At 37.3% G+C, this 25,482-nt stretch carries 22 protein-coding genes; 13 read left to right on the forward strand and 9 right to left on the reverse strand.

Annotation, left to right across the window (positions count from 1 at the left end; genetic code table 11):
• Nucleotides 1-358 precede the first annotated feature (358 nt).
• Together iutA and ybaK are read right to left on the reverse strand one after the other, a co-directional pair.
• On the reverse strand, nucleotides 359-2,590 hold the full coding sequence (gene iutA / locus SOI81_RS08880; RefSeq protein ID WP_239975626.1) for a TonB-dependent receptor: 2,232 nt from the start codon (nucleotides 2,588-2,590) through the stop codon (nucleotides 359-361).
• 153 nt (nucleotides 2,591-2,743) lie between these two features.
• Nucleotides 2,744-3,211 carry a Cys-tRNA(Pro) deacylase gene (gene ybaK / locus SOI81_RS08885; RefSeq protein WP_016141145.1) on the reverse strand — a complete coding sequence of 156 codons (468 nt, stop codon included), beginning with the start codon at nucleotides 3,209-3,211 and terminating at the stop codon, nucleotides 2,744-2,746.
• A 190-nt stretch (nucleotides 3,212-3,401) separates the two neighbouring features.
• On the opposite strand from ybaK, the gene SOI81_RS08890 reads away from it, so the two are divergent.
• From SOI81_RS08890 to acadM, 4 genes are all read left to right on the forward strand, one after another.
• Nucleotides 3,402-3,704 (forward strand): hypothetical protein, encoded by a 303-nt coding sequence (locus tag SOI81_RS08890; protein WP_224991811.1) that lies wholly within the window; start codon nucleotides 3,402-3,404, stop codon nucleotides 3,702-3,704.
• Between the two features lie 232 nt (nucleotides 3,705-3,936).
• Nucleotides 3,937-5,310, forward strand: a complete 1,374-nt coding sequence (locus SOI81_RS08895; protein WP_016145145.1) for an ABC1 kinase family protein — start codon at nucleotides 3,937-3,939, stop codon at nucleotides 5,308-5,310.
• Between the two features lie 229 nt (nucleotides 5,311-5,539).
• Nucleotides 5,540-6,823 carry an acyl-CoA dehydrogenase family protein gene (locus tag SOI81_RS08900; RefSeq protein WP_239975649.1) on the forward strand — a complete coding sequence of 428 codons (1,284 nt, stop codon included), beginning with the start codon at nucleotides 5,540-5,542 and terminating at the stop codon, nucleotides 6,821-6,823.
• Nucleotides 6,824-6,846: 23 nt separating this feature from the next.
• Nucleotides 6,847-8,052: an acyl-CoA dehydrogenase family protein gene (acadM, locus tag SOI81_RS08905; RefSeq protein ID WP_016141149.1), complete on the forward strand. Its 1,206-nt coding sequence runs from the start codon at nucleotides 6,847-6,849 to the stop codon at nucleotides 8,050-8,052.
• Between the two features lie 113 nt (nucleotides 8,053-8,165).
• Here the strand turns inward: acadM and alkM are convergent, their stop codons facing one another.
• Entirely contained in the window at nucleotides 8,166-9,389 is a 1,224-nt protein-coding gene (gene alkM, locus SOI81_RS08910) for an alkane 1-monooxygenase (protein ID WP_239975628.1), read from the reverse strand.
• Nucleotides 9,390-9,578: 189 nt separating this feature from the next.
• Between alkM and araC the strand changes: the two genes are divergently transcribed.
• Nucleotides 9,579-10,511: an AraC family transcriptional regulator gene (araC, locus tag SOI81_RS08915; RefSeq protein ID WP_414017386.1), complete on the forward strand. Its 933-nt coding sequence runs from the start codon at nucleotides 9,579-9,581 to the stop codon at nucleotides 10,509-10,511.
• A 60-nt stretch (nucleotides 10,512-10,571) separates the two neighbouring features.
• Here araC and ppiD read toward each other — a convergent pair whose 3' ends face one another.
• The 3 genes from ppiD to SOI81_RS08930 form a co-directional block, all read right to left on the reverse strand.
• A complete protein-coding gene (gene ppiD, locus SOI81_RS08920) occupies nucleotides 10,572-12,437 on the reverse strand; it encodes a SurA N-terminal domain-containing protein (RefSeq protein WP_239975630.1) in 1,866 nt (621 codons plus the stop codon).
• A 131-nt stretch (nucleotides 12,438-12,568) separates the two neighbouring features.
• The gene (gene hup, locus SOI81_RS08925) at nucleotides 12,569-12,841 is read right to left on the reverse strand and encodes an HU family DNA-binding protein (protein WP_001043034.1); all 273 of its coding nucleotides are present in this window, start codon (nucleotides 12,839-12,841) and stop codon (nucleotides 12,569-12,571) included.
• Nucleotides 12,842-13,010: 169 nt separating this feature from the next.
• Complete coding sequence (locus SOI81_RS08930) at nucleotides 13,011-13,466, reverse strand: phasin family protein (RefSeq protein ID WP_239975631.1); 456 nt, start codon at nucleotides 13,464-13,466, stop codon at nucleotides 13,011-13,013.
• Between the two features lie 208 nt (nucleotides 13,467-13,674).
• Between SOI81_RS08930 and SOI81_RS08935 the strand changes: the two genes are divergently transcribed.
• From SOI81_RS08935 to fdx, 8 genes are all read left to right on the forward strand, one after another.
• Complete coding sequence (locus tag SOI81_RS08935; protein WP_239975632.1) at nucleotides 13,675-14,322, forward strand: hypothetical protein; 648 nt, start codon at nucleotides 13,675-13,677, stop codon at nucleotides 14,320-14,322.
• Between the two features lie 109 nt (nucleotides 14,323-14,431).
• Nucleotides 14,432-14,905: an Rrf2 family transcriptional regulator gene (locus SOI81_RS08940; RefSeq protein WP_002117915.1), complete on the forward strand. Its 474-nt coding sequence runs from the start codon at nucleotides 14,432-14,434 to the stop codon at nucleotides 14,903-14,905.
• A 1-nt stretch (nucleotide 14,906) separates the two neighbouring features.
• The gene (gene iscS / locus SOI81_RS08945) at nucleotides 14,907-16,124 is read left to right on the forward strand and encodes an IscS subfamily cysteine desulfurase (protein WP_016141155.1); all 1,218 of its coding nucleotides are present in this window, start codon (nucleotides 14,907-14,909) and stop codon (nucleotides 16,122-16,124) included.
• 67 nt (nucleotides 16,125-16,191) lie between these two features.
• Entirely contained in the window at nucleotides 16,192-16,578 is a 387-nt protein-coding gene (iscU, locus tag SOI81_RS08950; protein ID WP_002117907.1) for a Fe-S cluster assembly scaffold IscU, read from the forward strand.
• A gap of 30 nt (nucleotides 16,579-16,608) precedes the next feature.
• Nucleotides 16,609-16,929, forward strand: coding sequence for an iron-sulfur cluster assembly protein IscA (gene iscA / locus SOI81_RS08955; RefSeq protein ID WP_016141156.1), 321 nt, complete (start codon nucleotides 16,609-16,611; stop codon nucleotides 16,927-16,929).
• Nucleotides 16,930-17,021: 92 nt separating this feature from the next.
• Entirely contained in the window at nucleotides 17,022-17,540 is a 519-nt protein-coding gene (gene hscB / locus SOI81_RS08960; RefSeq protein ID WP_005076214.1) for a Fe-S protein assembly co-chaperone HscB, read from the forward strand.
• Between the two features lie 37 nt (nucleotides 17,541-17,577).
• On the forward strand, nucleotides 17,578-19,437 hold the full coding sequence (gene hscA, locus SOI81_RS08965) for a Fe-S protein assembly chaperone HscA (RefSeq protein WP_239975633.1): 1,860 nt from the start codon (nucleotides 17,578-17,580) through the stop codon (nucleotides 19,435-19,437).
• Nucleotides 19,438-19,454: 17 nt separating this feature from the next.
• Nucleotides 19,455-19,793 (forward strand): ISC system 2Fe-2S type ferredoxin, encoded by a 339-nt coding sequence (fdx, locus tag SOI81_RS08970; protein ID WP_009387062.1) that lies wholly within the window; start codon nucleotides 19,455-19,457, stop codon nucleotides 19,791-19,793.
• 53 nt (nucleotides 19,794-19,846) lie between these two features.
• Here fdx and cyaA read toward each other — a convergent pair whose 3' ends face one another.
• The 3 genes from cyaA to mfd form a co-directional block, all read right to left on the reverse strand.
• A complete protein-coding gene (gene cyaA / locus SOI81_RS08975) occupies nucleotides 19,847-21,313 on the reverse strand; it encodes an adenylate/guanylate cyclase domain-containing protein (protein ID WP_320540581.1) in 1,467 nt (488 codons plus the stop codon).
• Nucleotides 21,314-21,369: 56 nt separating this feature from the next.
• Nucleotides 21,370-21,804: an HIT domain-containing protein gene (locus SOI81_RS08980; RefSeq protein WP_002117900.1), complete on the reverse strand. Its 435-nt coding sequence runs from the start codon at nucleotides 21,802-21,804 to the stop codon at nucleotides 21,370-21,372.
• Between the two features lie 201 nt (nucleotides 21,805-22,005).
• Nucleotides 22,006-25,467 carry a transcription-repair coupling factor gene (gene mfd / locus SOI81_RS08985; RefSeq protein WP_239975635.1) on the reverse strand — a complete coding sequence of 1,154 codons (3,462 nt, stop codon included), beginning with the start codon at nucleotides 25,465-25,467 and terminating at the stop codon, nucleotides 22,006-22,008.
• Between the last annotated feature and the right edge of the window lie 15 nt (nucleotides 25,468-25,482).

Here is a 25,482-nt window from a genome sequence, read left to right on the forward strand (position 1 = left end):
TCCTCGCCTGCTGCTTTTGTTTAGTTCTTTTTGTTGCGCTGATAATGTTTATTTTTATTAGTTCCATTTACCGCTAGTTGAACCTGCCTGTTGTTATAATATCTTGCAGGTGCTCACATACCAGAAATCAACTCATCTTTCAGCGTTATTGTTATTGGAGTCGCTGGTATAACTTTAAATCGACTAAAAACTTAACGTTAGAGTGGTACGCACTATAATTAATTTTTAGAACCCTCCTTAACTCTCAATAAGGATAATGATAATCATTTTCATTTGATGATGCAAGTTTATTTTGCTATTTTTTTATATTTATTAAGGAATACCTATAATTTATAGATATTCCCTATATTGCTTCACATTAATAATTAAATGTATAACTAAGACCGTAAGTACGTCCTTCAGCTGGAATACTTTCTACAAGCCCATATACTTTTTCTGCTTGTTGACTATAGACAGTTCGATAGTCTCTATTCCAAACATTATATACACCAAAATCTATACGTCCTTTCCATGCGGGAAAATGTGCCAACACATCCATCGTGCTATAGCCTTTAATCTTTACAGCTGAAAGTGAGCCATCTTTTACGGCTTCATTTGTACCTTTTATAGCAAGCATTTGCACACGAGTGCCATATCCCTCATCACTGTTCCATTCAGCAAAAACAGTACCTTTTATTGGTGAAACCTGAAAAGCATTTAACTCTTTCCATTTACCATCCGTATCTTTATATTGACCTCGCGTATAACCAAGCGTCCCCCCAACTTTAAACTCTTCCATAAATGGGTAAGTCGCCGTTAGTTCAGCACCATATACACGCTGGTCTTTGTCCATAACTTCAGCAACAGTTTCTTTATTACTGTTCTTGTAGAATTGAACCACTTTGTCTGAGGTATTATAGAAACCTGTTATACCTAGATTTAGGCTCTGCTCCCCTTGTAAACGCCAGCCTAGTTCATAGCTGTTTACACTAATAGGTTGGATATTAGCTGTTGAAATATTAAATGCATCACGCATCATCCGTTGTACATCTGGAAAACTAAAGCCTTGAGAGAAATTAGCAAATATTTGCTGCTCATCTGTTAATTTATATATCGCTCCCAAATTGAATAAAACAGCATCGTCATTTACAGATCCGCTTGGCTGTATTCCATTTTTAGTCGAATACTGTTCGGTTTCAGCTTTAATATATTGATAACGAGTACCAGCTTGTACGTTCATGCGCTCTGTTAAAGCGTAATCACCTTGTAGAAAAACGCCAGCACTTTGAATTGTTGTATTTGGGCCAGCATCGGAAGTTTTACCTGTAGGTTGATATATCAAACCTGTATTAAATGCTGTGAAGTGCTCATAATGTTGATGATCTTTTTCATGTTCATAATCTAAACCATAAGTTAAATTAAGATCACGATTCATAATATTCAGATCAGTTTGTAACGTTGAGCGCAGACCAGTAACTTCGATTTCAGATTGAGACTGTTTTGCTTCTGTGCCTTCTCCTCCTAAAAAGACTGGAAAGAAACGAGCACTTTCTTTACGGTAATATCCTTCGAGATTTAGGATCTGACCTAAAATATCTTTATTTTGATATTGAGTATTAAATGCATAGCGCTCTGTAAAAGGTTGATTAGTTATTTCTAATCCCTTTTTTCCAATATAGGAATTAGGTGCTCCTCCATAAATATAATTTTTTCCATAATCTGGACCATAATTCGTATCCTGTTCATCTTTATAGTACTGTGCACCCAAACTTAGTGATTGGTTATCAGTTAAATCTATATTTATACGACTATTAATATCAATTGTATCAGTATCAGGACGGCTACCTTGCATAGGTGCTATAGCAATACGATCACCATGGCTATCGAACTGAGATCCGCGACTAGTGAAATTAGCCCCTAAGAAACCATTTATATTATCTTTATTAAATGAAATAGATTGGCCAATTTCATAAGCTAGACTATCTCCACGAAATGTATCAGAAGATGTAATACCAAGTTTGGTTTCAAAACTTACTGGTTTAGTCGAATCAGCATGTTTCGTAATAATATTAATAATCCCACCGGTAGAACCTGATCCATAAATACTCGTAGCTCCACCCAGGACTTCAATACGTTCAATCATGCCTGGACTAATACTATTTAGCTGCCGAGCAACATCGCGTGATCCATTTTGCGATACTCCGTCAATCATGATCATGACATCGCGACCGCGCATTGTTTGCCCATAGTTAGTAGTTGTTCCACTACTCACGCCTAGTGATGGAACTAACTGAGCTAGAATATCAGCAATTTTTCGTCCAGCTGTAGCCTGTTGTTCAATTTGCTGCTTTTCAATCGTTTGAACTGTACCTGCAATTTCAGCAATATTTTTGGGTGTTCTTGTCGCCGTCACTATAATTTTTTGCAATTGGGCTACATGCTTTTGTGTCGTTTGATTATTAATAGATTCTTCTTGAATATTTGTATTCGCATAAACCTGTTGTGTAAATATTGCTGTTAGAGCAAGGCAGCAAGGTTTTAATTTAAAATATTGTGATTCAGCACGCATTAGATGATTTGAGTTTGTCCCAACCTTTTTATATGGATGCATTTTTCCCTTTCTCCTAGCCCAAAAGTTATTAGTTAAGTTTTATAAAGCTCGGAATAATACTAAATATAAATAATAATGAGAATTGTTTTTATTAAATAAATCTTACTTATATTATCGGGGAATTAATTAGATGAGATAAGAAAGAGATTGATTTTACTCATCAATTACATCAACAAACTGAGCGTTTAAGAGTTGTGCTAAATCTTTAGGGTTTAAGCCAATATCTAATCCCCGTTTCCCGCCACTTACATAAATTTTGCTGAACTCTTGTGCAGATGCATCAATAACAGTTTTTAAACGTTTCTTTTGACCTAAAGGACTGATTCCTCCGACTAAATACCCTGTTAGACGTTCAGCATCTTTAGGGTTCGCCATCTGCAATTTTTTACAGCCAAACGCCGTAGCTACTTTTTTCAAATTTAATTGATGATTAACTGGCAATACAGCAACAAAATAATTCTTATCGTCGCTCACCATTAAGGTTTTGAATACTTCCCTTACGTCTAAATTTAGTTTTTCTGCGGCTTCTAGTCCAAAACTTTTAGCATTTGAATCATGTTCATATTCATGGATTGAAAATTCAATTTTATTACTTTTTAACAGTCTACATGCAGGAGTCATAATAAGTAGTGTTAGAGATGAAATTGTTTCGATTATAGTTTTTTTTAAAAAATTTTTAAATTTGCTTAGGCTATTTACAAGAATTACATAAAAAATCAAAGAGCAACTGAATAAAAAATAATCTCAACTTGATATTCAGGACTCGACTCCATATATTTTATTTAGAGTTGAAGTCTGAGCTGACAATTTTATGAGTTATAAACACAACAATCTGATGGCTATGCGTCACCGTTTTTGGGATGAATCTTCAGATTATGTATTAAATGAAAAGCAGTTTTTGCAGCAGACGTTAGTTGAACAAGGTGTTTTTAATAACGCCACACTCGACGATGTTAAGTATTTTTTCTATACCTTGCCTAGCATTATTATTGTAAAAGCTCATGCACTTGGTTTTATGCATGATTCCGTCAAACAAATGTTGTTACAGCATATTCAGACTAATCGACTTCACTTGATGCAAAAATCTGAATTTAAGATTCAATTTAAAATGTAATCTAAGTGGTTATAAAAGATCCATTTACCCTATTTTTACTCATCTGAACGCTGTAAGTTTCTTCAATTTTAAAATTGCTTAGGCTATTTTAAAATTATTGAAATAAAGATAGCTATTTCGACTGATCATTCAGTCTGAGAGAACTATTTTAATACGCTCAAAACATGTAATATTCGTTACAATTTTAGATCACCAGCGTTTGGCTGCATGATGCGCATAGGATTCTATTTTCATGTCAAATCAGAAAGATAAGCTTAAGAGTTTAAAAACTTCTTCCATGGATCGACGCTTATCAATCGCGAAAGCTTCTTTACTTGCAGGAACACGTTGGGCAACTGCAAGTGCCTCTTCTATATTTTCTAATGAGGAAGAAAAAGAAAAGAAACGTAAAAAAGCGATGAGCGAACAAGCTAATTATCTGGTTTCTGAAATAGGTAAACTTAAGGGTTCTATTGTTAAAATTGGCCAAATGATGGCCCTTTATGGTGAACATTTTTTACCTGAAGAAATTACACAAGCGTTAAATACCTTAAATAACCAGACAGTTGCATTAGATTGGCCTGCAATTAAGCCACATCTTCAAGAGCAATTAGGCGCTAAATTAAATGATTTAACTATTGATCATGAGCCAATCGGTACTGCCTCTCTCGCGCAAGTACACCGTGCAACGCGCAAATCAGATGGCTTAGAATTAGTTTTAAAGATTCAATATCCTGGCGTTGCAAATGCAATTGACTCCGATATGAGCTTGTTTAAAAACATGCTTAAACTAACGCGTATGGTGCCACAAACCCGTGAATTTGATCAGTGGTTTGATGAAGTACGTGAAATGATGCATCGTGAAGTTGACTATGGTGTTGAAGCCGCCACTACTCGTCGCTTTGGTGAACGTTTAAAAGATGATGAGCGCTATATTGTTCCAACAATTGTAGATGAATATTGTACCAATCAAGTACTCTGCATGACTTTTGAACGTGGCGTGCCAATTAACAGCCCGGTTATGCTGTCATTACCTCAAGAACGTCGCAATCAACTTGGTGAAGCTTCGCTAGAAATTGCGGTTCGTGAAATTTTTGAATGGGGTGAAATGCAAACTGATCCTAACTTTGGTAATTACCTAGTACGTTTAGGTAATGGACAAGATGTTCAGGACAAAATTGTATTATTAGATTTTGGTGCTATTCGTCAGTTTGATGAACACTTGCTAACAGTTGCACGTCAACTCATTCAAGCAGGTTATCAGCATAATAAAGATGCAATGGTGAAAGCCATGACTGGTTACGAGTTTTTTGATGCAATGCCTGAAAGTATTAAACCGGGTATGGCTGATGTATTCTTACTCGCGACAGAGGCATTTAGTACTCCTGCAAATAATCCAGATATGCCTGCCGGCCTTATGGATGAACACGAACGTTATGACTGGAAGAAAAGTCAGCTCCACAGCCGTGTTATGCAGCAAGCGAGTAAATCAATGGCATCTCGTTATTTTTCGGTTCCTCCAAAAGAATTTATGTTTATTAGCCGTAAATTTATCGGAGCCTATACGTTTATGACGGTGATTGATGCAAAAACCAATGTACGACGTATGATTCGTAACTTTGCTTGATTTAGTGAAAGACTAGAATGATTCTATGTCATTCTAGTCAATTCCACTTAACTTACCCAATATTAAAATAAATTTAAATAAATAAAATCAGTACCCTACAACTTAATTATTTTTTATTTACCTTTTATCTACTCATTTTTCGAATGTCAGTAACGACATAGTTTTTTACTATGAGGCGTGTCAGCATAAAACAATAACAATGTGTTAGGACACCATAATCATGACAAGTATGATCAATAAAGCTCAGGGTTTGGGTTTATCGCTGATCACTAGATTGGCTGGAAGCGATGTACTTGATCAACTCAAGTTGCGTAAATTTGTTGAAAAATCTCTTTATCAAGGTTCAAAAGCTGGTTTTAGAGCATTAACACAGACTCAAAAAGCATTTAAACCCAAACAAATTTCTCAACAACGTTTGCCTAGTCAACAAAAAAATCTATTTGATTTAAGCCTAACTGAAGAACAACAAATGACTTCTGAGGCAATGTCTCAATTTGCTCAAGAAGTCTTATGGGGGTTGGCTCATGATGCTGATCAGGCCGCTCAATTTCCTGAAAGTCTTTGGCAATATGTTGAAGATTTAGGACTCAATTACTATGCACTTCCAGAAGCATTAGGTGGTGTAGCGACCGAACAAAATATTGTTAGTAACTTATTAATTGCTGAAAAATTAGCTGAAGGTGATTTTAGCCTTACAGCAGGATTACTCAGTACCTTTAGCGTTATTAATGCAATCACACGTTGGGGTTCTGTTGAAGTTCAATCAATGTATTTGCCATGTTTTGCAGAAGACGCAGATATTACCGCAACCTTTGCAGTACAAGAAGCTACCCCAGCATTTAATCCTTATACTTTAAAAACAAAAGCTTCTCTTGAAAATGATCAATATTTTATAGAGGGTGAAAAAACCTTAGTCATTTTAGGTGATTTGGCTGATGTGTTTTTGGTAAGTGCAGACTTTAACGGTAAACCCGATATGTTTGTCGTACAGAGTAACGAAACTATTTCTATTAAAAACACTCCGGCCATGGGCCTTAAAGCGACGGAAACAGCAACTCTTCGCTTTAATCACACTCCTGCTCTACGATTAGGGGCAACAGATTTTGATTACACCGTCTTTTTAGATTTAGGCAACTTAATGTGGTGTGCAATGGCTGTCGGTACATGTGAAGCTGTAAAAGCCTATTGTATTAAATATGCCAATGAACGAACTGCATTCGGTGAACCTATTTCTCATCGTCAAAGTGTCGCTTTCATGATTGCTGATATGGCTATTGAAATTGATGCAATGCGTATGTTGATTCTAAATGCTGCAAGCCTTGCAGAGTCCGGCAAACCATTTCACCGCGAAGCTTACTTAGCTCATCTACTTTGTGCTGAAAAATCCATGAAAATCGGTACAGATGGTGTGCAAATTCTTGGTGGACATGGTTTTACAAAAGAACATCCAGTTGAACGTTGGTACCGCGATTTACGGGCTACTGCAATTTTACAATCTGGCTTACATGCTTAAGCGATCAATCAGAGGATACTTTAATGAATTTACAAAATCCTAAAAAATTCAAAATGATGATTGATCAAGCACGTGATGTTGCGATCAATGTTTTACGCCCTATTTCTCGTAAATATGACAAAGCTGAGCATGCATATCCAAAAGAACTTGATATGCTCGCTTCTCTCATTGATGGTATGAATGAAGGCGGCGAAGGGATTAATGCTGGAGCTGCGGGTGCTGGAAAGCGTGGTGATACAGACAATGAAGGTATTCGTAATGGAACCAACATGTCAACCGCTCTTGGCATTATTGAGATGTGTTATGGCGATACGGGTTTATTACTGAGTATGCCTCGTCAGGGTCTTGGAAACTCAGCAATTGCCGCTGTCGCAAATGATGAGCAATTAGAACGGTTCAAAGGAACATGGGCAGCAATGGCCATTACCGAACCTGGTTGCGGGTCTGACTCTGCAGCTATCCGTACCACAGCAACTAAAGATGGCGATGACTACATTCTAAATGGTGAAAAGATTTTTGTAACTTCAGGCGAACGTGCAGATTCTGTCGTTGTTTGGGCTACGCTCGATCGTAAACTTGGACGTGCAGCAATTAAATCATTTGTCGTACCTAAAGGTACGCCCGGAATGAAGGTTGAACGCCTCGAACATAAATTGGGAATTAAAGCTTCAGATACAGCCGTGATTAGTTTTATTGACTGCCGCGTACCAGCCGAGAATCTTTTAGGTAATGCCGAAGTCGATGTTGCGAAAGGCTTTGCTGGAGTAATGGAAACTTTTGACAATACTCGTCCCTTAGTTGCAGCAATGGCAATTGGATGCGCAAAAGCTTCTTTAGAGCGTATTAAAGAGATTTTTAAAGATCAGCTAGATCCTGACTATTCCACCCCTTACCTGCATGCTTCTAACCTGACAGCACAGATCTACCGTATGGAAGCTGAATGGGAAGCTGCTCGCCTACTCATGTTAAAAGCCACATGGATGGCAGATAATAAAAAGCCAAACTCTAAAGAGGCTTCTATTGCAAAAGCAAAAGCAGGTCGTGTTGGGAATGAAATCACTTTAAAATGTGTAGAATTAGCAGCAAGTGTTGGCTATAACGAAGATGAGTTGCTTGAGAAATGGGCGCGTGATTCAAAAATTCTTGATATTTTTGAAGGTACACAGCAAATACAACAATTAATTATTGCACGTCGTGAACTTGGTAAATCATCGAGTGAACTAAAATAATAGAGTAAAGGGAATTTCAGTATTCCCTTACCCATTTCCAAATTTTAGAAGCTAAAAACCCTCTCATTAAGAATAATAAGAGGGTTTTCATATTTCAGGACTTAAGTTTTTATTTATTTAACAGTTGTTGGTTCTAATGATTGGTCTACTACTCCAAATTTTTTGAAGATTTTTGCACGACGTTTTGAAGAAATATTTGCTTTGTTTAAATCACCTTTATAGTGATCAAAAACTCGCTTATCCATTATTTTAAACCACAATGAAGGGATCAATGCTGGTAATAACATACTTGCATAACCACTTGGTAATTCTGGAGCTTCATCAAAATGACGTAGCGCTTGGAATGGACGAGTTGGATAAGCATGGTGATCTGAATGACGCTGCAACTGATACAAGAATAAGTTTGTTACGACGTTATTATTGTTCCAGCTATGCTCGGGCATTGTACGCTCATATTGACCATTTTCTTTTTTCTGGCGCAGCAAGCCATAATGTTCAATATAGTTAATAATTTCAAAAAGACTAATGCCATAAAATGCTTGTGTCGCTAAATATGGAATTGTGCTTTTACCAAAAATTCCTACCATAGAAGCATGGAAGGCCGCACTCATTCCCCAACCCTGTAATAATTCATTATCACCTGACCAGAATTCTTTACCTTTACGTTTTAAGCGATTTTTCTCGATTTCAATCGCAGATTTAAAAGAACCTACAACCGTACGTGGCCAGAATTCATAAAATGTTTCGCCCATACGTGAAGAAGCAGGATCTTCAGGCGTTGCTGCACGTTTATGATGGCCATATGGATGCTCAATACGGAAATGGTTATAACCTGTAGGCACTAAAGCAAGATGAGATAAAATATGGTCTATACGATCATGTTTATGACTTAACTCATGTGCGGTATTAATGGCAATACCATTAATCGCACCCATCGAAACACCGAGTAAAATCTTATCAATAAATGACGTGGTTTTACGGCTTGTTAAATAACATGCATAAGCGTTTGCGGCATACTGTAAAGGAATAAAACTTTTTACAAGGCGTGAATAATATGGATCTTTTTCTAAAAGCTTAATTTCTTCATCAGTCGGATTACGTGCATCTTTCCCAATAACAGTATCAACTGCGGGAATCACAACATGTAATAAAAGTGGGCCACCTAAAGCGAAAACTTTTTTTAATGGGCGTGGACCAAAATGGTAACCAGCTAAAATACCTAAACCAATTACAGGTAAAGCGGGACTAATCATCCATAAAAAGCGTTTACGATCTATCTCACGCATAGACGTAGGCACTGGCATAAGTTCTTGCTGAACATTCACTGGTGCATTCATAGTCATATTTCCTTTTTCTATATATCTATATAGTTAAAGAAATAGTGTTTACTTAACAGTAGTAACCGTCCAAAAAACCTATGTTAAAGTCTTTGGCATTTTCTTCCACTTTTTTGTCCTAAAAACACATGTTGATCTATTCTTATAGCTCACTATAATTTTATTAAAATAATGATTGATCATTTAAAGATGGATGCACTAAGTAAGTTTTTTGATGATATTCACCTTAATAAGTCTGAATACATCTATTTAAAAGCACAAGGAGAATGGGCTTTTAAAACACAAGATCAATCTGCTTTACTTGCCTATATTGTTTTAACTGGTTCAGTATATATTCAACTTAATGCATCAGAAAAAATAATTGCGACAGCTGGTGATATTATTTTAATTCCTTCAGGAAAAGCACATAGTGCCACTGATTCAAAATCAACAGCCAGCAAATTAGTAGATTCTCTAGATATCACTTCACTTTTTAACGGACATAGACAAGACGCGATCGAGTTTGGCACTTCTTCTCCGGATAAAACATTATTGCTATGTTTACGCTGTCAGATTGATACTCATATGGCAGGTCCTTTGATTAATGCATTGCCATGTATTATGCATATTCAACATGAAAATCAAACCAACCCACCTGAATGGCTACAAATTGGACTTTATTTTTTAGCGATTGAAACTCAAAAAATTAGGCCAGGTCATGACAAAATTATTGATCATTTAGTCAGTATTCTTCTTATTGAATGTATACGTGATCACGTTCAACAAATGACTGATCAACAAAACTGGCTAAGTGCCTTAACTCACCCTGAATTGAGTAATGCCCTATCTGCTATTCATAGCCAACCAGAAATGGCTTGGACCGTTGAATCTTTAGCAGAACAATGCTGTATGTCACGTTCCAAATTCGCAAATCTATTTAGCAGTATTATTGGTGAACCGCCTCTAACTTATTTGCAACATTATCGCTTTCGTTTAGCTAGCCAATATTTACGTACAAGTAACTTATCAATTCAGCAAATATCAAACAAAGTTGGCTACTCATCTGAAACTGCTTTTAGTCAAGCATTTAAACGAAGTTTTGATTTATCACCTAAACAATATCGACAGCAATATATCGAATAACCTCTCGATTAATAGAAAATAAAAAAAGCGCCGAAGCGCTTTTTTTATTTGATTAAATTATTATTTAATCTTTGCACGTGATTTTAGATATTGGCTGTAATCTTCCAATATTTGTTGGCCACGTGATTGGCGATAAAGTTGTTTTAACTGTTGTAACTGATCAGCAGGAATAGCATTTACAGCTGATGAATTTACATTTGAAACTGCAACGACTACAAGCTCATTTGGTAAGTTTGCTGTTGTAACAGACCACATACCTGGTTTAGGGGTAGCTAAGCTAAATGCAGCACGTTCAATTTCTCGTTTTAAACCTTGTGATCGTGTAAATACACCAGCTGACTCAAATGCGACTTTATTTTTAGCAACCACTTGGTCTGCAAGTTGAGTTTTAAACTCAGTCAACATAGTAGCAATTTTTGCTTGAGCAGCCTTACGCGCCTTTTCATCGATAACTTTTGCTTTCGCTTCATTCATCGCTTGCGCTAATGGTTTTACACCAGCTGCGTGGTAATCACGTACTTTAACCCATACCGTATCACCATTCGCTAACTGAATATTAGAGGAAGTATTACGGTCACCATTCTTCACATCATCATTAAATAATTTAATTTTGACGCTTGGATCGCTTAAATATGGATTTTGAGTAGCTAAAGTTACACCATTTAATGATTCAACTTTTGTACCTTTTACTTCTTGTACAACCGCTTCTAAAGAATCATTGCCAACAATCGTTTCATTCAAACTATTTACGGTATCTGAATAAACAGTCGCAACTTTATTCTTTTCAACCTCAGCAGTTAAACGTGCCTTCTCAGCTTCAAATGAAGGGATTTGGTTCGCTTGCGTTTCTGCTTCAATAATATGGTAACCATATTGTGTTTTTACTGGCTGTGAAACTTGCCCATTTTTCAAACTTAAGACAGTTTTATCAAATGCATCTGAGAAAACACCTGGTGCATATGCTTCTACTAAACCACCTTTTGCCTTAGAACTAGGATCTTCAGAAAACTGAGATGCAGCCTGAGCAAATGAAAGTCCGCCCTGAATTTTTGCGTACACTTCTTTTGCAAGCTTTTGAGCTGCTGCATCATCGCGAGCATCAGTAGTAATTAAAATATGCTTCACAGTTCGCTTAGCATCTTTTTTCTGAGTTTCAACAAACTTTGCATAAGCCTGCTGAAGTTCAGCTTCAGTTGCAGGAGTTGGTTTAGCTACCATTGAAGGAGATAACACAACATAATCCACATCAACCGAAGCTTGTTGCTTAAATTCATTTTGATGCTTGTTGTAATAATCTGTAGCTTCTTGATTAGAGGCAGTTAAACCTGTTTTGTAACTATCTAATTTAATACTAGCTAAATGCAAAGTACGTTGTTCAGTTTGCAAATTCGCAATTTGCATAAGATCAACTTTACTTACTAGAGAGTAATCAGCAAATGTAGAAGTTAACATTTTTAAAGCATGATCTTGACGTAGGCTTGAAATTAAACCTTGGCTTGTCATGCCGATCGAACGTAAATAATTTTCATAGAGTTTTTGTGAGAATTGACCATTCTCTTGCAAACTAGGCTGTTGAGCTAACATTTGCTCAATTTGAGTATCACTCAAAGAAATACCTAATTTTTCCGCTTGCTGAATCAATAAATTACGCGACACTAAAATATCGAGTGCCTTAGCCTGAATAACAGGCAAATTAAGTAAACTCTCATCACCTTTAACAGCAGCTAAATATTGTTGTTTGTAAGACTGAGTTAAAGTTTCAAGGTCTTTTTTAGATATTTCTTGGCCGTTTACTGTCTTTGCAACATCAGCCTTGTTTCCCCTATTAAAATATCCTTCAATACCTACAAGTGCTAAAGGGGTCAAAAACAAAATTAGAAGGACTTTGCCGAGCCAACCCTTAATGACTGTACGAAACGATTCCATAAGTATTCCAATATTTTATTTCGAGGAGAATTTTAACTGAAAAACCACAATCAATGAATGAGCAATATTGATCAATTCAGATTTTTAATAAAAAACGCGCCTATATTGGCGCGTTTATTCATCTTAAAAGATTAAGCTACTGAATCTTTAAGACCTTTACCAGCTTTGAAGCTTGGTACTTTTGTTGCTTTAATTTGAAGCTCTTCACCAGTTTTAGGGTTACGACCAGTACGTGCAGCACGTTCTTTAACACTGAAAGTACCAAAACCAACTAAAGTTACTGTGTCACCTTTTTTAAGTGCTTCAGTAATTGACGCAATTGTCGCATCGAGTGCCTTGCCTGCATCAGTCTTAGATACTCCCCCTTTTTCAGCAATTGCATCGATTAATTCTGATTTATTCATGAATAAAACATCCTCTTAATATCGTTTGTTTAAGGTCCAAGGCTATAGTTTAAAAGGCCATGACGCCTTTATAGCAATGCTTTAGGGGAAAACGCAATACTAGAGCAGGGCTTTTAGCAAAAATAAATGCTAAAAAACTGTTATATATTTGCTAAATCCCAACATTTTTTTACTTTTTATTCAATTTTGCTTTCAACTGCTGGTTTTCTTCTATTAAAGCATCCACCTTAATATGCAGTTGTACAAGCAGCTGTTCAATGTGTTGTAAATCCTTCGGAGTGACTAGTCCTATTCGGTTTAAAGAATGATTAACACTCGTATCAAGAATCTTCTCTACCTTATCTTTTGTTTCAGATACAGATTCTTTAGCTTTTTCTGTAACTTTACCTACAGTATTATCGGCCAAGTCCCCAGTTTTTGACTCTAACTCTTCACCAACTTTGACCAAGGAATCAAAGAGTTTGTTGCCCTCTTCTTCCGCACGTGAAAATGCCCCTAGTCCCGCCAACCAAATTTGCTTAGTATACTTTCTAAAATCCAATGCCGATTTTCTTGAACCTCTTGATTTTAATTTATTTTTTTCTCCTGAATCTTCTGTATGGTTATCTATATTTGCATTATCCATTAATCTAAACTCCTAATCAGATGAGAGAAATGATGACTGATTTGACCACAAAATATTTCTATAATATCAAAGTAAAGACTTGATCCATTTACAAAACTGTTCTACAAAGCAATTAAGTCATGTAAATATATTTAACACGACATTGTGTTAAGTTTGGGATAGGATGTCCCATTCTTCAATTAATTGCTATTTGTAAGGATAAACTTTTATGAGTGAAACGCAACAAAGACAAAAACATCCGCGTCTGTTGCTGAATATTGTTCTAATTATTTTAGAAACTTTCTTTTCATTTATTCTCACCCACGATGGTGCTCTTCGCTTGCAAGCGAAAAAGTTTATCTTAAACAAAACAACAATTCGTATTAACAGCTATCTGCCTTTTTTTGACTTTTATGTTCAATTTACAGAGAAAGGCTTGTTATTCGATATCCACTCTTTTGACAGACGTATTGATCTTGAAATCAATAGTACTCTGGTTGACCTCATTAAAATTTTCGGTTTTTCAAATCAGCGCAGTCTTAACAATATGCGTATTGATGGAGATGAAGAAACTAAAAAGGAACTTCTAGATTTAATTTCTCACTTAACACTACCTAAGTTACTTGCAGACTGGAAACAATGGTTCAATGCAGTTGATGATGAAGCTGAAACACTTGCTTCGCATAAAAAGATTGCACCTTTACTTGAAAAAATTGATCAACAACGATCAGAAATTAATTCACTTCATGTAGAAATTAAACAATATCAAAATCGAATTACCCGTTTACAGCGACGCCAACGAAACATTAACCTCTCCTTTGGTATAATTAGCCTAATATTTATTGCTTATTTCATATATAATTTGTTGGTTGTTTAATTTATTTTTCCATTTTGTTCCTATACTTGAATTAAAAATAAAAAAACTTGACTATTTTAGTCGGGATTCATAAAATCCTATTATCTAGTCTTAACATGTGTATCGAATCATGCGCCTTACAACTCGCGGTCGCTACGCAGTGACTGCTCTACTTGATTTAGCTTTGCAGCCAACTGAACAAACGATCACGCTCGCCGAAATTGCCGCACGCCAATCCATTTCAGTTGCTTATTTAGAACAGTTATTCGCAAAACTTAAGCGTCATGGGTTAGTTTCTAGTGTTCGTGGTGCAAATGGTGGTTATCATTTGGCTCGAAATGCTGATGAAATTACTGTGTTAGAAATTATTGAAGCCGTAAATGAAACCGTTGATGCAACACGTTGTGACCACAAAGGTAACTGCCAGAATGGTGCAATGTGTCTCACTCACGATTTATGGCAAGAACTCTCTCATCATATTGCCGACTATTTAGCAAAAATCTCTCTTGCCGATCTCATTAGCCGAGACAACGTTCAAACTGTTGCATTACGCCAAAATGTGACTGGCACAGATTCAGCTCTTTTATCGGGTACAGGTATTTGATATGAAACGTCCAATTTATCTTGATTACGCAGCAACCACTCCAGTAGATCCGCAAGTTGCAGAACGTATGATGGAGTGTTTAACTTTCGACGGTACCTTTGGTAATGCTGCGTCTCGTTCCCACGCTTATGGCTGGCAGGCAGAAGAAAAAGTTGAATATGCACGTGAGCAAGTAGCAAATTTAATTAAAGCTGATCCACGTGAAATCGTTTGGACTTCTGGTGCAACTGAGTCAGACAACCTTGCCCTTAAAGGTGTAGCTCAGTTCTATGCATCTAAAGGCAAACATATCATTACAAGTAAAATTGAACATAAAGCTGTTCTAGATCCTTGTCGTGAATTAGAAGAACAAGGTTTTGAAATTACTTATTTAGAGCCAGAGCCACAAACAGGTTTAATTACTCCTGAAATGGTTAAGGCTGCCCTTCGCCCAGATACTATTCTTGTTTCACTGATGATGGTGAACAATGAAATTGGTACAGTTACAGATGTAGCAGCGATTGGTGAATTAACACGTGCCAATAAAACATTCTTCCATGTAGATGCAGCACAAGCGGCTGGTAAAGTCGAAATTGATTTATCTACTATGAAAATTGATCTTATGAGTTTCTCTGCTCATAAAATTTATGGTCCAAAAGGTATCGGTGCATTATATGTACGTCGTAGTCCACGTGTGCGCTTAAAAGCACAAATTCATGGCGGTGGTCATGAGCGTGGTATGCGTTCTGGTACTTTAGCGACACACCAAATTGTAGGTATGGGTGAAGCTTTTGAAATTGCTGGCAAAACAATGCAAGCAGAACAAGAGCGTATCCGTAAGCTTCGCGACAAGCTTTGGAATGGTTTACAAGATCTTGAACAAGTTTTCTTGAATGGCCACCCAACTCAAAACGTTGCTAACTATTTAAATGTCAGCTTTAACTTTGTTGAAGGTGAATCTTTAATGATGTCTCTTAAAGATGCTGCAGTATCAAGTGGTTCTGCTTGTACTTCTGCAACCTTAGAGCCTTCATATGTTCTTCGCGCATTAGGTTTATCTGATGAGCTAGCACACAGTTCAATCCGCTTTAGTTTTGGTAAATACACAACTGAAGAAGATATTGATCACGTGCTTACAATTACCAAAGCCGCTGTTGAGAAATTACGTGAACTTTCTCCGCTTTGGGATATGTATAAAGAAGGTATCGATCTTTCTACAGTTGAATGGGCTGAACACTAATTCATTGAAATTAGTGTTTTTACCCTCATATTAATTTTAGGCTGACCCCGAGGTTTGGAGAAGCGAAATGGCTTATAGCGAAAAGGTAATTGATCATTACGAAAACCCTCGTAATGTTGGTGTTTTAGACAAAAACTCTGAAAATGTAGGTACAGGCATGGTGGGTGCACCTGCATGTGGCGACGTAATGCGTTTACAAATTCAAGTAAACGATAGCGGCGTGATTGAAGAAGCACGTTTTAAAACTTATGGCTGTGGTTCTGCAATTGCATCAAGTTCCCTTGTAACTGAGTGGTTAAAAGGTAAAACTCTTGATGAAGCTCAGGCAATCAAAAATATTGATATCGCAACTGAGCTTGCACTTCCACCAGTAAAAGTTCACTGCTCTGTACTAGCTGAAGATGCAATTAAAGCTGCGATTGATGATTACCGCAGTAAAAAATCTAAAGCTTAATTTGTTACCATTGTAAACGTTGGAGTTTTCATGATTCATTTAACTGAAAATGCTGCGACTCATATTAGCAATTACCTTAAAAACCGAGGTAAGGGTGAAGGCATTCGCGTGGGTGTGAAAACTTCTGGTTGTTCTGGGTTGGCTTATGTTCTCGAATTTGTTGATTCTATCGATGAGCATGACCAAGTTTTCGAACAATTTGGCGTTAAGGTTGTTGTAGATCCAAAAAGCTTAGTCTATTTAGAAGGCTTAGAAATGGACTACGTTAAGAACGGCCTTAATGAAGGGTTCGAATTTAACAATCCTAATAAGAAAGGTGAATGTGGTTGCGGTGAGTCTTTCACTGTATAAACCACTTCTCCTTCCATCCATCCTTTTCATTAAAACAGTGTCTTTTTATAGCACTGTTTTAATGTATTTAATTAACGTGGACCTCCTTTCTAATGAATCATTTTGAGTTGTTCAATTTACCCGTAGAACTCGATATCGATTTGGCGAGCTTAAAATCTAGCTTCTTAAGCTTGCAGCAGCAATATCATCCAGATAAAGCAGAAGATAAAGATCAGGCGTTGATCAAATCAAGTGAAATCAATCAAGCTTTTAAAGTTCTATCGCAAGTAGATAGCCGCGCTGCTTATCTTCTAGCATTAAAAAAGCAAGACCATCACCTAGATCAATCTATTAGTGATTTTGAGTTTCTGCAATCAGCTCTAGAACTCCGTGAACAACTTGATGAAGCAACTTCACAAGAGCATTTAAGCACTCTTAAACAAGAAGTGTTTCAGTGGATTGAGGGTTTAGTTCGCGAGTTTAAAATTGATTACTCAGATGAAGACTGGGGTGAAGCTCGAGATACTGTACGTAAATTACGTTTCTTTCAGCGCGTTCTTAACGATATTGAAAAAGCAGAAGATCAATTGTTGGATGATGAAGACAACTTTGATTTAGATGACGATTTTTAATTTGCTTTTTTCAATTTATATTCAAAGGATTTAACTCATGGCACTTTTGCAAATTGCTGAACCGGGTCAATCCAGTGCCCCACATCAACACCGCATTGCGATTGGTATCGACCTAGGAACAACACATTCTCTAGTTGCGACAGTGTTATCAGGCAAACCAAAAGTCCTCAACGACGAAAAAGAAAGAAGACTTCTACCCTCTATTGTGCACTATGGAAGTGATATCACTCACTATGGTGAAGAAGCAAAGCCTTTCATTATTGCTGATCCAAAAAATACAATCGTTTCTGTAAAACGTTTTATGGGACGCTCAAAAGCAGATATCAAATTTCAACACCCTTATGAGTTAGTGGGTTCTGAAAATGAGATGCCAGCTTTCGAGACACGTTCTGGTCGCAAAACGCCTGTTGAAATTTCAGCTGAAATTTTAAAACAACTAAAAGAACGCGCTGAATCTAGCTTACAAAACCCAGTAAATGGTGCTGTAATTACTGTTCCAGCTTACTTTGATGAAGCTCAGCGCCAAGCGACACGTGATGCTGCACAGCTCGCTGGTTTAAATGTATTACGCCTTCTAAATGAACCAACAGCTGCTGCTGTGGCTTATGGTTTAGATCAGGAAACGAATTTAGCCACAGATCACAATTATGTGATTTATGACTTAGGGGGTGGTACTTTCGACGTATCAATCCTACGTTTCTCACAAGGTGTCTTTGAAGTATTAGCTACTGGTGGCCATACTGCTTTAGGTGGTGATGACTTAGACCGTCTTATTGTTAAATGGGCTAAAAAACAGCTAAACATTGATACGCTAAGCGATGAAAACTATGCCGTATTTATTGTGGCTGCTCGTCAAGCAAAAGAACAATTATCTACACAAGAATCGGTTCAGTTAAAACTACTTGAAAACGAACTAACACTTGATCGTTCAACCTTTGAAAGCATCATTCAAGTTGCTTTAGATAAAACAATCAGTGTTTGCAAACGTGTTTTACGTGATGCAAAACTTGAATTATCAGATATTCAAAACGTTGTTTTAGTAGGTGGCTCTACCCGTTCTTATGCTGTTCAACAAGCAGTTCGTAATGTGTTTAAACAAGAACCACTTTGTACAATTAACCCTGATGAAGTAGTTGCAATTGGCGCTTCCATTACAGCTAATCAGTTAATTGGAAACAGCCAAGACGGCTCACTACTTTTGGATGTCACTCCTCTTTCTCTTGGTTTAGAAACCATGGGTGGATTAGTGGAGCGTCTTATTTCACGTAATACAGCTATTCCAGTTGCTCGTCGCCAGGAATTTACTACTTATCAAGATGGCCAAACAGCCATGCTTATACATGTAGTTCAAGGTGAGCGAGATTTAGTCGAGCATTGTCGATCATTAGGAAGATTTGTTCTTCATGGCATTCCTCCAATGACTGCTGGTCAAGCCCGTATTGAAGTTACCTTTCAAGTAGATGCCGATGGCTTACTCACGGTTTCAGCTCGTGAAACAACTTCAGGTGTTCAAGCTCAAATTGATATTAAACCATCTTATGGTTTATCAGAGTCTGACACTGAACGCTTGTTAATTGAAGGTTTCCAGCACGCGGAAGAAGATAAAAATCTGCGTCATTTAAAAGAAACCAAAGTTGAAGCCCAACGGGAGCTTGAAGCATTAGAACAAGCTTTGAAAGTGGATGCTGATTTACTCAATAATGAGCAACTCGAAGCACTTAAAGCCGCTGAAAATTCGCTTAAAGTACAACTTGAAGGCAATGATATCCAAGCAATTGAAAAAGCTGTAGAACAACTTAAAGTACATAGTGATGCTTTTGCTGCACTACGTATGAATCGACATATTGACCACGCCTTAAAAGGTACAAAACTTGAAGATTGGTCAAATTCAAACTAAAGGTATAGGTGATCAATATGCCCCGTATTAAAGTACTTCCTCACGCTCAATTTTGTCCCGAAGGCGCAGAATTTGAAGTTGAACAAAATGCAAATCTTTGCCAAAGTTTGCTTGATCGAGGAATTAAAATCGAACACGCATGTGACATGTCATGTGCTTGCACTACCTGTCACGTAGTAGTTCGTAAAGGTTTTGATAGCCTAGAAGAAATGGATGATGTTGAAGCAGATCTTTTAGATCGCGCTTGGGGTCTTGAACCAGATTCTCGCCTCTCATGCCAAGTAAAAATTGTTGATGAAGATTTAGAAATTGAGATCCCTAAATATACAATCAACCACGCTTCAGAAAATCATTAATCGAGTCATTAAAAAAGCTGCTTTTAAAGCAGCTTTTTTATGTTTTATAAACTCTAAACTTGGTCTTGCGGATCTATTTCTAAAGGTTTAACTTCGTCTTCAAGTCTCAACTGTGCAATACCTTGAGTATTTACTAGAGTTTGTTGAACTTTAATTCGTTGAATCATCTTCTCAAGTACTTCTACCAACTCAGGATATTCATAGTTTTGTACTTCTTCTAAATTAAGTACCAAATGGAAACCTTTATACTCATAGTCAAACCATTGCTGATGATCCGACTTATTCCCTGTATATTTCTCCATTACTTGCCATGTTTTTACCGCACCTTGAATACCTTTTAGGTAAATCGGTGTTTTAGGAGCACAGAGGAAATCACTCTTAATTAATTGATAAGTATCATCTGAAATTAAAATCTCATCTATTTCAGCAGCATATTGCAAACGAGCCGCTAAATTCACATCACGACCAACGATCGTATAAGCCATGCGATGTGTTGCCCCATAATTCCCTACGTGACAATAACCAGTACTAATCCCCATTCGGATATGTAAGGCTGAGTAACCCATTTTTTTCCAGCGCTCACGTAGCAATTTCATTTGCTGACGCATAGCGATTGCCATTTCTACACAAGCTTTAGCATCTTGTTCTACACCTTGTGAATTTGGATCACCAAAAAATATGAGGATAGCATCCCCCATAAATTTATCGACAGTAGCCTCATACTGTTTAGCAATTTCAGTCATATGACTTAAATAATCATTAAGCAAGAATGCTAAATCATCTGGAATTAAAGTTTCTGATAACTCTGTAAAACCCTGAATATCAGAAAAAAACACCGTCATTTTTTTACGCTTATATTCAATCTTTGCTTCAGCCTCGCCGCGCATAATAGACTGCCACAACTGTAGTGGCGCATAACGGCTTAGCTGATTAGCAAAAGCAATATAACGGGTCATTTGGTCATAGTAATGTTGACGCTGCTGACTGATTTTTTTAACCCAGCGATGCTGGTAATAATTTCCAATGGTAATAAACATAACCAAACCAAGGAGTGTTATTACTGTCAACTCTTGGCTAGTAGGCTCAAAATATGTATAAAAACCAAATAGGAAAAAAGTACTTAAATAAAAAATAATCGCGCCTAACAAACTCGTTAAACAAATGACTGCGAAAGAAATACGACTATTAATTGCTGAATAAAACAATGCAAAAAGTGCAATGAATGTAGGCACTAAATTAAGATGCAGTCCTGCCAAAGTAACTGCTACAACAATTGCATCGATTGCAAAGAAAACACTTTTTTGAGTTTTTTTATCGAATTGGTACTGAAGCCAGTGTTCTAACTTCGAGCTAATAAAAAGCAGAAATAGAAAAAGAGGTGGAATATAGATCTGATAATTTGTATTTGGTGAGGTAAAAGCGTAGATCACTAAAATTAATGACAGAATTGAATATCCCATCAAACGATGAAAATATGCAAACTGCTTAGGCTCTCTATCGATAAACCTCTCTAATTGCACCCTATCCTCCACACCTCAATGTAGCCACATTCATATAAATGTGGCATTGCATTGATTTAGTCCATGCGCCAATCAAAAGGCATGTCGCCTTGACCACGTAGCGCAAGCATAAGGGTTTGACGCATATGAGCCAGCACATCATTTGTATATGGAACAGCTGGTGTACCCCAAACTGGTTTAGGCCATGCAACATCATTCTGATAACGTACAACATGATGGAAATGCAATTGAGGCACCATATTCCCTAAGGCTGCAACATTCATTTTATCAGCACGGAATACACGAGATAGCTGGCTAGATAACCAACTTGATTCGCGCAAAAACTGTTCTTGGTCGGCTTGGCTCAACTCATATAATTCTGTGATTCCCGGCACACGAGGGATTAAAATCAGCCAAGGGAATTGCATATCATTCATTAAACGACATGTTGAAAGCGGAAAATCGCCTACAAAAAAAGTATCTTGAGCAAGTTGTGGATGCAAACTAAACATATCTTTTATAAATGACAATAAACAATAATGGCTAATACTATCACATCAGTTTTAATGTGAGTATTGCTAGTGTCTGGTTTGATTACAAATAACAATGATTTTATGCACTTATTCCCCGAATAGACCAAGAAAACGTGCATAAAATTCTGTTATTAACATACAAAAGATTCTTGTTGAGTTGAAATCACTTTAAAACAAGTTTTAAGCATGTAATTCATTCAATAATTTCGCTAACAAATCATTAATAAATTGAATTCGTTTTTCCTGTTCTTCAAGCTGAACCATCACTTTTAAGCGCTGACCACCTTCCATACGATAATAGGTTGGATGCTTTTGCATGAGTTGAATAATACTAATGGCCTGAACAGGTGTATCAGGCGAGAATTCAATATTGCCACCTTGGGTATTAATATCGATTTTAGTAATACCTAGCTGTTCAGCTTTCAGTCGAATTTGGTGAACACTAAATAAGTGTTTAACTGATTGCGGTGGAACTCCAAAACGGTCAATCAGTTCCATACGGATATTGTCGAGTTTTTCTTGGGTATCTGTATTACTAATACGCTTATAGAATAATAAACGCTGATGCACATCACCTAAATAATCATCTGGAATCAGTGCAGGAATGTGTAAATTAATTTCTGCTGTTAATGATAAAGGTGCATCAAAATTCGGCGTTTTCCCTTGTTGAATCGCCTTAGTAGCTTTTTCAAGCATTTCCATATACAAGCTATAACCAATTGCCTGCATTGAACCACTTTGCTGCTCGCCTAAAAGCTCGCCTGCGCCGCGAATTTCTAAATCTTCTGTAGCCAACATGAAACCAGCACCAAGAGTTGAAGCACGTTGGATTGCATCAAGACGTTTTTCAGCATCACCTTTTAGATGCTTTATCGAAGGAACTAATAAATAAGCATAAGCTTGGTGATGTGACCGCCCCACACGGCCACGCAGTTGATGTAATTGAGCTAGACCAAGTTTGTCAGCCCTTTCGATCAAAATAGTGTTGGCATTTGGAACATCAATACCGGTTTCAATAATGGTTGAACATACCAATACATTGTATTCTTTGTGATAGAACTGTTGCATGACTTGCTCAAGTTCTCTTTCCCTCATTTGTCCGTGAGCCACTGCCACACGAGCTTCGGGCACAAGCACACGAATATTTTCAGCAGCTCTTTCAATCGTATCAACTTCATTGTGCAAGAAATATACTTGGCCCCCACGTAGTAATTCACGCAAAATCGCTTCTTTAATAGATGCTTCGGTATGTTCTTGTACAAAGGTTTTAACAGCTAAACGACGGGCTGGCGGTGTAGCAATGATAGATAAATCACGCATTCCCGAAAAAGCCATATTTAAAGTTCGTGGGATTGGTGTAGCTGTAAGCGTCAACATATCTACATCTGCGCGTAATGCTTTAATACGCTCTTTATCACGCACTCCAAAACGGTGTTCTTCGTCAACCACCATTAAGCCTAGATCTTTAAACTGTACATTTTCTTGTAAAAGTTTATGGGTGCCTACCACAATATCGACTTTGCCCTCAGCAAGGTCTTCAATATTTTTCGTATGCGTTTTATTTGAACCAAAGCGTGAGAGCACTTCAATACGAACAGGCCAGTCAGCAAAACGATCTTTAAAAGACTCATAATGCTGTTGAGCAAGCAATGTCGTCGGTACTAAAACAGCAACCTGTTTACCATTTTGCACGGCAACAAATGCTGCACGCATCGCAACTTCAGTTTTACCAAAACCAACATCCCCACAAACAAGTCGGTCCATCGGTTTAGCTTGTTGCATATCATAAAGCGTCGCTTCAATAGCATTGGCCTGATCAAGGGTTTCTTCATACGCAAATCCGCTCGCAAATTGCATATAAAGCGACTGATCTATTTCAAAGCCAAAACCAGGTTTTGACTGCCGACGTGCTTGTATATGTAACAACTCTGCTGCAACATCATGAATTTGTTCTAAAGCTTTACGTTTTGCTTTACTCCACGCATCAGTTCCAATTTTATGTAATGGTGCTAAGTCCGGATCTCCACCACTGTAACGGCTAATAAGATGCAAGTTAGTCACAGGCACATAAACTTTTGCCTCTTCAGCATAGTCTAATTGCAAGAATTCATAATCTTGCCCTTCAATTGCTAAAGTAATTAACCCAGCATAACGCCCTACACCATGGTCAATATGAACAACAGGAGCGCCAATACTTAATTCGGTCAAACTACGAATTAAGAACTCTTCTGAAACTTCTTGCTGACGTTTACGACGACGTTGGACTACCCGGTGCTCATATAACTGATTTTCAGAAATAACAGACAATTGATCGGTTAAAAGCAAACCACGGTCTAATGGCGCATTAGTAATCGCAATCGCAAACTGACTTTTCTGGAACTGTTCAAAACTATCTACGCTAGGAATATCTCCCAGACTGGCACGTAAACCATCTCTTAAACTTTCACGACGACCAGCACTTTCTGCAACCAATAAAACTGGATGGTTCGCTTCATCAATATATTTTTTAACTACCGCAAATGGTTTTTCTTTTTTCGGATCTACTGCCAGCTTAGGAGGTTGTTCAACTTTGAGATTTAAAGCTCCAGCTTTTTCTTCAACTGGCTCAGCACTCACAAGCATACGTGGGAACTGATTTAAAGCACTAAGCAAGTGGTTTGGCGCAATAAATAATTCATCAGGAGGTAGAATTGGCTGATCAGCGTTATGACGTCTATCTTCATATCTACGGAAAACTTCTTTCCAAAAACTGGTTAAATCAGTGTCCACATCACTAGTTGTAATTACAATGCAATTCTTTGGTAAATACGTTGTCAGTGTACTTTGAGCTTGCATTTGAGCTTTATCAAAAAATAATGGTAAATAAAACTCAATTCCCGGAGATGCAATTCCATCAAGAACATCTTGATAAATGGGGTTTTTCTTAGGATTTGCAGTCGGAAAAAGTTCAGAGTAACGGTCTCTGAAAATCGAACGAGCTTCTTTTAAAGGGAACTCTTTCGCTGGAAGAACTGTAAAACTTTTTAAAGTTGTGGTGGTTCTTTGCGTTTCTGGATCAAAGAATTTTAATGTATCAATTTCATCATCAAACAGGTCAATACGGATAGGCGCATCCTGACCAGATGCAAAAATATCCATAATGCTGCCACGTACAGCAAACTCACCGTGATCATAAACCGTGTCTACTAAATGATAGCCTGCTTGTACTAACCGTAACTTCTGTTGTTCTAAATCAAATTTTTGCCCCACATGAATATCAAAATGCTCACCTAAAACCCAAGAATATGGTGCAACTCTCTGAGCTAAAGTACTCGCTGAAATGAGCAAGACACCCTTTTGCGGCATATTAGATAAAATTGCGAGACGTTCCGAAACAATATCTTGATGAGGTGACAAACGGTCATACGGCAAAATTTCCCAATCAGGGAAAATTGTCGGTTTTATGCCATAAAATTCAAGTTCACTTTCTAACTGAGCAACATGTTGGTTATTTCGAGCCACCACCACGAGTAAAGATGAATGCTGAATAGCAATTTCTTTGAATAATAATGCAGCAGATGAACCTAATAACGACCCTACCCAACGCTTTTCACCGGCTTTGAGCTGTTGTAAATTCAATTGAGAGATTTCTTGTTGAAACATGTATATGGCTTTTAT

The organism is Acinetobacter pittii (assembly GCF_034067285.1).
GTDB classification, from domain to species: Bacteria; Pseudomonadota; Gammaproteobacteria; order Pseudomonadales; family Moraxellaceae; genus Acinetobacter; species Acinetobacter pittii_E.